The sequence below is a fragment of the Bradyrhizobium sp. 2TAF36 genome (assembly GCF_052114925.1).
GTDB lineage: Bacteria > Pseudomonadota > Alphaproteobacteria > Rhizobiales > Xanthobacteraceae > Bradyrhizobium > Bradyrhizobium barranii.
The window spans coordinates 1-6,895 of record NZ_JBFRFR010000172.1 but is presented as its reverse complement, the minus strand read 5'-3'; the positions used below and the strand labels follow the sequence as shown (position 1 = coordinate 6,895).

The window sequence follows — 6,895 nt, the reverse complement described above, 5'->3', positions numbered from 1 at the left end:
CATCAACCCAACCCGCTGAAGCCGCCAACGACGTCGATTGCCAATCCCGCTAGGCAATCGTCTCGCCATCCGCGATCGCTCCGTCTCCGCAACCTGACCAGCTCCGACGGAGCAATCGCTACCGGCGTGTCACTGGAGAGAGGAAGAATRGTAGCTTGACAACAAACCGCAATTAAAGGGCCGATTGACAGTGATGGTTTGATTTTGGATCAGCCGATAAGGTCCCACGCAAAACGCATCGGTGGTTCTAGGATTCTTGTTAGGCGCACCAAAAAGACTATTGCAACAATATTGGCCCTTAGCTGCCACTATGTTGCTCGACCCTGGCGTCTGCTCAAGGGGTGCGAACGGACTGAGGACGAATATGGCTCCGCGCCCGCACGGGACCCACCTCAGACATCGCAAGGATGCAGTGCGCGTCAGCAATTCATAGCCAAAAAAAGCCCCGGCGAGCCGGGGCTTTGGTTTGCGCAGACTGAAGCGATTAGTATCTGGCCGGAGAGCCGTAACCGCCGAAGCGATAGTTCAACCGGACCGTGACCATGTCGACATCCTGACTGAACCTTTCGCCAACGAGAGTGACACCACCGGGCGTGACCAAGCCTGCACCCACGAAGGTGCGGGTGTCATTCCCCATCCAAAGGTGGTCGTATTCAACACCAACCGTCCAGTTCGGCGTGAAGCCATATTCCCAGCCGACGCCCAAGGCGCCGCCCCAGCGCGTATGACTTGCCGAGTCCAGACCCACTCCGGTGAAGTTGTTGAAGACATCAAGACGATTGTGGGTCACGGCCGCACCACCCTTCACGTAGAGCAGCGAGGCGTTCCACGCCCAACCGAGTTGAGCCGTGAAGAGACCAATAGCGTCGGTTTTCCCTGTGGTCGAAATGAGTGGATCGACTAGGCTGACGCGCGTGTTCTTGATGTCGGCCCAATCGCCCTGCGCTTCCAATCCGAAAACGAACCGGTTGGTTTGCCAGCGATACCCGATCTGTCCGCCGACAAGGCCGCCGGAGCGATCCGCGCAACCACCTGCGACTGTTCCGAGAGCAGTTACGAAATCCACGCAACCGCGGCTTTGGCCCCATCCGCCGTTGGCGCCAATGTAGAAGCCAGTCCAGTCATAGACCGGAGAGACAATCGGAGGGGGCGCCTTGGTGTACGGGCGTGCCGCCAAATCAGCCGCCGACGCAGGAGCAGATAGACCCACGGCCATCATCCCGGCCGCGACAATTAGAAGCTTTTTCATTACGAGAAATCTCCCCAGAAAGAAGTTCAAAAAAGGTACGACGCCCACTTAAGGAATCGATGCTATCCCCTTCGCCCGCAGGTTGATGTAGCCCAGCCGCAACACTGGGCTCAGATGTTGAGCGGGATTTCCTTATTCCTGTGAAGTACTTACAAGGAACTAAATGTCCGGCAACGTGCATATCTTTCGCCGAGTCTTGAGCCCGCTTCAAGCCGAAGAATCTGTAGCGGTCATGCGGGGCTGTTCGGCTGGTTGAATGCCCCCTGACATTGCACCTTGGTACAGTGACCTAAGAGACAATCCCCAATTACGCTTGGTTTTAGGAGCTATCGGAGCAATCTGGGGCGACTTCCCATCCCGCACACCGTAGCTCGATACGGTAGGGGGAGTTCTACCAATGTTAGTGCGCCTATCGGATCAACGAGAGCCCAACACACTTGGTGATCCGGCTTTGATAGTGCCTCTAACCCAATTGTCAGTTTGCTGGAATTTACATACCGCAAGGGGACCGAAATCTTTGGTGAACAGGAGCCCGCCGAGCACATCTATCAAGTAAAGCGGGGAGCCGTTCGCAGTTACAAGCTGCTCTCGGATGGCCGCCGACAGATCGGGGCGTTCCATCTGATGGGCGACATCTTTGGCCTCGAGAATGGGGAACGGCACAGGTTCACGGCCGAGGCCGTGGTCAAGACCACTGTGCGAATGATCAGACGAGAAAGCCTCCAGGTTGTGGCGGAAACAGACCCAGTGGTCGCACGCAATTTGCTGAGCATGACCACTCGCAACCTTGAGCATGCGGAAAATCACATGCTGCTTTTGGGACGCAAGACCGCGCTGGAACGAGTTGCCGCTTTTATAGCGGAAATGGATAAGCGAACCGACGCAAACACCATGTCTCTGCCGATGTCTCGGCGCGACATTGCCGATTATCTCGGTTTAAGTCTGGAAACGGTCTCGCGGTCGGTCTCACGACTTCACAGTGAGGGAATCCTCAACTTCCTGGGCAATACCCAGCGCGAGATTGTTATTCTCGATAGGCAGAAGCTTCGGAACTTTGATCTTCAGGCTTAATTCACACAAAAAAAGCGCGGTGCACCGCATCAACGGACGCGATGGACCATGAGCACATCTGGGGCGTGACGGCTTGATGCGGCGCCGCCGGCTGTTCCACATGAGCCCTGACCCGGTTAGCTCTAATGCCGCCATGCAAGCGCCCAGGGCCGTGACGGCGCCGCCGGCCGAGGAGGGACTGTGCGCACAAGTCCACGGTTCAGATGCTTATTGTCCTAAGGGGGGCCTTTACCTAACTCGCGGTAGCGTGAAGATTGGCCATTGCTGTCAGGGATTTGATTGTGTCGAGCGAGCTCTTTTTTCGCTGGCGATTGCGAAACTCATCGCTGGCGTGTCCTTCCTGTAGAAGATCAGCCTGTCGCGATCTCTTCCGCCGGGGACGATACATGCTAGGTGAGCAAAGCCTTCAGTGTAACGAATGCGGAGCTTCCAACCCGGTGACCTATTGGCGCTTTGAAGGCGCTGAGCACGCTCGTGGGGCAGCCGAGCGGAAAGGAGCCCGGGCAATGGCATTCGGGCCAGTATGCTAGTCCCCGTCTTTGATTATCTCGATACCCCATCGAAGGAGTGAGTGGACCGTCCAGAAGAAGTCCGGCCGCCGTTCGCCAGCCCCGCAGACGAACCGGGCTGCGAGATCGGACGGTTTCGTATCGTCCGCCCAATGATCAGCCAGCAAGGCCACGCTATGGCTGCATCGATAGTCGGCGAAAAAGACCAAGACGCCGCGCATGCCCATCTCGCGCATCTCGCCAAAGGTGATCTTCACCCTAGCTTATCCGACATCCGTCTTCTTCTGCCGCTCGCCACCCCTTGCCTGTAAGCTGATAACGCCCCCTGTTTCACCAGCCAGCCGCGTTCAACCGTCCTCTCCGCCCAAGCCGTCGAGCACGCCGACCGGTTGTTGCCGGGATAGTAAGCCGTCTCTGCGCTCCGCCATAACCACGCAATAAACGATGCAAATTGGGATCCCCAGAATCGTTCCGGAACTCGCGAATCCTTGGCGCGTTCTTGAGTTGATAAGAGTGCTTTGGCGGCAGCGGAGAAGACGGCACGCGGACGAACAAGACGGCACGCGTGTCGCCCGAGGCGAGGTCTACGAAGAGATGGGGCGATACGGTCGCCGTGAAGAAGACCGTCAAGAGAAGGTCGGCAAGAGATAGGTCGCGGCTATCGAGCCCGACGGGCTCGGAGGGAAGGAAAAGATGGCCTTATATGCTCATGTCCTGGCGTGTGTTGTGACTTCCACGATGGTGACCGCCTCGGCCCAAGCCGCCAATTGGACGCGCTATAGCATTCCGGAGACCAGAACTTCCGTGGACTTGCCGTCCTCAATCTTCACCGAAGAGGCGGGCCGGCCGGACGGCTATGGCCAGCGCTTTCGTACGCCCGATGGTCGTGCCGACCTGACGATCCAGACCGTTCCCAACGCTGCGAACGACTCGCCGGCCGCGTTCTTGTCGAAGAAAAATCCGCCCGCTCGTATCCAGTACAAGCGGGTGACGCCGCGCTTCTTCGCCGTCTCCAGCTATAAGGGCGATAAGGTCTGGTACGATCGCTGCAATTTTTCAGGAAAGATGATCCATTGCGTACTGATCAACTATCCCGCGAGAGAGGAGCACGAGTGGGACGAGATCGTCACACGGATCAGCCTCTCGTTGAGCGGACGTTAAGTTTTACGAATCGCTGTCGCGAAGCCACCTCCCCCGACTTTGGGGCCCAGTACAGCTGTCACTATATTCAATCGATCCGCGGTCCTGGCACAAACAGGATATGCCGAGGACCCCCAGCGATCGGCCCGGGAGTGCCTAGACGATTTCAACGCCCGGCTCGCTACCCGGACCAACCCAATCGAGATTATCTTTTTTAACGTGAATGCCGCGCTCTACGGCACCTTCGACGATGAGCCAAACATTGGGCACCACGCCTTCGCCAATGACGACTGTTGCGTCTTGATCCGGAAATCTTTGCAGGGTCTCCACAAGCTCTCGCACCTTCATAGCGGTCGTCCAGCACGCGAAACTGTCTCAATCTTCATCGATCGCTGAGAGCATGCAATTGACCGTTGGTGCAATCGGGATCGTCCGATCCGTTGCTTTCTTGAGCTTGGTCAAGACAATTGACGTAAATGGCGGGGCCCGTCGGGCACTCATCGCCTCGGTTGCAACACAGGTGAATGCTAGTGATTCGCGCGGGTAATCCAGCGTTCGTCGGCTCGTCCAGCGATCCCTTAGAACTCACACCTTGGATCGGCCGATGATGGGTGCAAGGGCGCTTGGTGCCCATACCGGGCGCCCTTGGACTTAGATCCTAAGCTTCGTGCCAGACGCGCAGTTCGTCTTTGCGAAAGCCGCCAACGACATGATCGGATACGTCCGATGGCGGAAAAGTACGCGCCGTCTTTGCCGAAGTTGGCTTGCATGAACTCCAACGTCTGAGTTCGCACGTCGGGCCAGTGTAGAGACTAAGACTAAGCGAGCTCATCTTCTCGCTGGTTGCCGCTCCGATGCGGAGAAGTTTGCCAACGGCAGCGCCGGTCCCACCACCGCTTGAACGAATTGAGCCAAGCGGCTGTCCGGTCCTCTGAAAGGATCGTGGTGCGCTTCATTTGAGAACGAGACGAGGTTCGAGCTACGATTGCTCTTCACTCAAGTGCCTTTCGACAAACTGGCGCTCAACCTCTGTCAGGCTAGTCTGCAATAAGTGGCGATAGCGTTGAATGTTGTTGCGGTGTGCACGCGCCAAGTGGTCGTCGATCATCATCGTCTTCCTTTGACGGCTACTATCTCATTCCTTTTTGCTTCACGGGTGAGGTGCCCGTCGCTGGAGCAGAATATTTTCCACCAACGCCGAAATTCCCCTTGGCCGGGCTTTAAATCCTGGCCCTTCAATTCTTGCGCACTTAGATGACAGAAACAAGAAACGTTCGAAGGAACGTTCCCCGAATTTTTTTTCCGATCTGTGAACCATTTCACAATCGCATCCAGTGCAGGTCCAATGTCGGCTGTCGACGGTCGACCGGACGTCGAGCCGCACTTGCCTTGACCGCTGCTTCTGACCCCGAGCAGACATACCAAGCCCTGTTCATCGGGCGCGCGCTTGTTTCAGAAGGCCTAGCGCGAGGATAAGAAAGACCGGGACGATAACTACAAAGGAAAGAAACGCCGTCAGGCTTTTATGCCAAAACAAGGAGCACGTTGCTGCCGCGATGACGGTTATCGATAGGGTCGAGCCAACCAAAGCCAAGGTCTGTTTCGTACGCTTCATAGGGGGCCCAAATACGAAGACACGTGTCAGTTGCACTAACAAGCCTTAACGCCAACCAAATTGCCAGTGCCACAGAGTCCACACATGGCCCATCAGCGAAGTGGCGACACCCCTCACTGAGGTCAGCTTAGTGGGGCGTAGCGGACGAGATTTGCTCATGCTGATTTCTTCGCCTTCTGACCCTCAGTCCTCAAGCGTCGCCTACGCCGCACAGGTTATGCGGCATACCCGTAGCCTTTGCGCTCGATGAGGTTAAGCTCCGCCAGTCTCAGTAAGGTCACTTGAAGCGTGAGGCTTCTTTTCCCGACCAGCGCGATGCCAGTCAGTTCGGCCTGATTGTCCTCGTAGGTGCCCGAGACACCGATGCCCACATTCTTTGCGTTGAAAAACACGTGACTGGGTGGAGGAAAAGTGTGCTGATTGAGAACAAGTTCGCCCTTAAATATACCGTCTTTGAAAGAGCACGAGCCGGTGTAGTACGTATACGGGCCGCCTCCCAACATCACCCCATCCAGAAGAACAACGACGCCGCCTGGCGGCCAATCCTCGCTATCGAACCCTTTCAGGCTGACTGAATAAAGCCCATTTTTCATTGCGCGCTGCTCCCGAGCATTCTGATCCGGATCGGCATATTCGCAAAACGGTCTCTCGCTTCAGCCAAATCGCGTATGCGACAACGAGGCTCGCAGAGGCAGCAAATAAGAACACTGCGGTAGCTCCACTCGATTGATTCATGTCAATCAGAATAAGGCCCTTTAGAGACGCCCAGCCCACCGCTATTTTATTTTCACGTATGCAGACGGCCGGCGTGGAAAGTCCCTTCCCCCCGGGGCTCTCGTTTGGCGCGGGGCGCAGCCGTCGCGCTCGATCTACAGACAGGCGCACTACAGCGACGCGACTATTGGCGGACGAGGAAGCGAAGCGAGCCGCTCGGGTTGAGGCGGCCCGAAAGATATGATCTCGCAAGTCTACCGTGCGTTCCGGATCAGCGAAGTCGGACACATCATGGGTCCGCCTGAGGTCATTGTTTGCGACACGGATGCTCAAGCTATCGAACAGGCAACAAAGCTGACCGGTCATCGCGATGATGGCATTCAGCTTTGGCACGCGAACGCCTTGTGTCCGCCTCACGCCACTGGGCTAACAGGGGATTGCGTTGTGAGTAAGCGCTGTTCAGCGGCCACCTACCGGATGACGGGGTGATCTGCGAGTCTGCGGTTTGTTCGGACCGTTAGGCTTAGAATGGACACAGTGCATAGTGCTATCGCKGAGCCGGTGCGGCGGCTTGAGGTCTTCACCGGAGCCGGTCGT

The 6,895-nt window shown here is 56.8% G+C and carries 5 protein-coding genes and 1 pseudogene; 2 read left to right on the top strand and 4 right to left on the bottom strand.

The annotated features are described in order from the left end of the window. Positions 1–484: 484 nt before the first annotated feature. A complete protein-coding gene (locus AB4Z51_RS43735) occupies positions 485–1,249 on the bottom strand; it encodes an outer membrane protein (protein WP_441499656.1) in 765 nt (254 codons plus the stop codon). 397 nt (positions 1,250–1,646) lie between these two features. Here AB4Z51_RS43735 and AB4Z51_RS43730 point away from each other — a divergent pair. Next, positions 1,647–2,320, top strand: a pseudogene (locus tag AB4Z51_RS43730) (helix-turn-helix domain-containing protein). Between the two features lie 526 nt (positions 2,321–2,846). Here the strand turns inward: AB4Z51_RS43730 and AB4Z51_RS43725 are convergent. Continuing rightward, the gene (locus AB4Z51_RS43725) at positions 2,847–3,086 is read right to left on the bottom strand and encodes a hypothetical protein (RefSeq protein ID WP_441499655.1); all 240 of its coding nucleotides are present in this window, start codon (positions 3,084–3,086) and stop codon (positions 2,847–2,849) included. A 481-nt stretch (positions 3,087–3,567) separates the two neighbouring features. On the opposite strand from AB4Z51_RS43725, the gene AB4Z51_RS43720 reads away from it, so the two are divergent. Continuing rightward, positions 3,568–3,990, top strand: a complete 423-nt coding sequence (locus AB4Z51_RS43720; protein WP_441499654.1) for a hypothetical protein — start codon at positions 3,568–3,570, stop codon at positions 3,988–3,990. Between the two features lie 135 nt (positions 3,991–4,125). Here the strand turns inward: AB4Z51_RS43720 and AB4Z51_RS43715 are convergent, their stop codons facing one another. Beyond that, complete coding sequence (locus AB4Z51_RS43715; protein ID WP_441499653.1) at positions 4,126–4,317, bottom strand: hypothetical protein; 192 nt, start codon at positions 4,315–4,317, stop codon at positions 4,126–4,128. A gap of 1,482 nt (positions 4,318–5,799) precedes the next feature. Then, positions 5,800–6,177, bottom strand: coding sequence for a GrlR family regulatory protein (locus AB4Z51_RS43710; protein WP_441499652.1), 378 nt, complete (start codon positions 6,175–6,177; stop codon positions 5,800–5,802). Positions 6,178–6,895: the final 718 nt, after the last annotated feature.

What these genes read in the sequence shown, in the direction of transcription:
- AB4Z51_RS43720 (WP_441499654.1), top strand. Translation starts at nt 3,568, where the DNA reads ATGGTGACCGCCTCGGCCCAAGCCGCCAATTGGACGCGCTATAGCATT.
- AB4Z51_RS43710 (WP_441499652.1), bottom strand. Translation starts at nt 6,177, where the DNA reads ATGAAAAATGGGCTTTATTCAGTCAGCCTGAAAGGGTTCGATAGCGAG.
- AB4Z51_RS43715 (WP_441499653.1), bottom strand. Translation starts at nt 4,317, where the DNA reads ATGAAGGTGCGAGAGCTTGTGGAGACCCTGCAAAGATTTCCGGATCAA.
- AB4Z51_RS43735 (WP_441499656.1), bottom strand. Translation starts at nt 1,249, where the DNA reads ATGAAAAAGCTTCTAATTGTCGCGGCCGGGATGATGGCCGTGGGTCTA.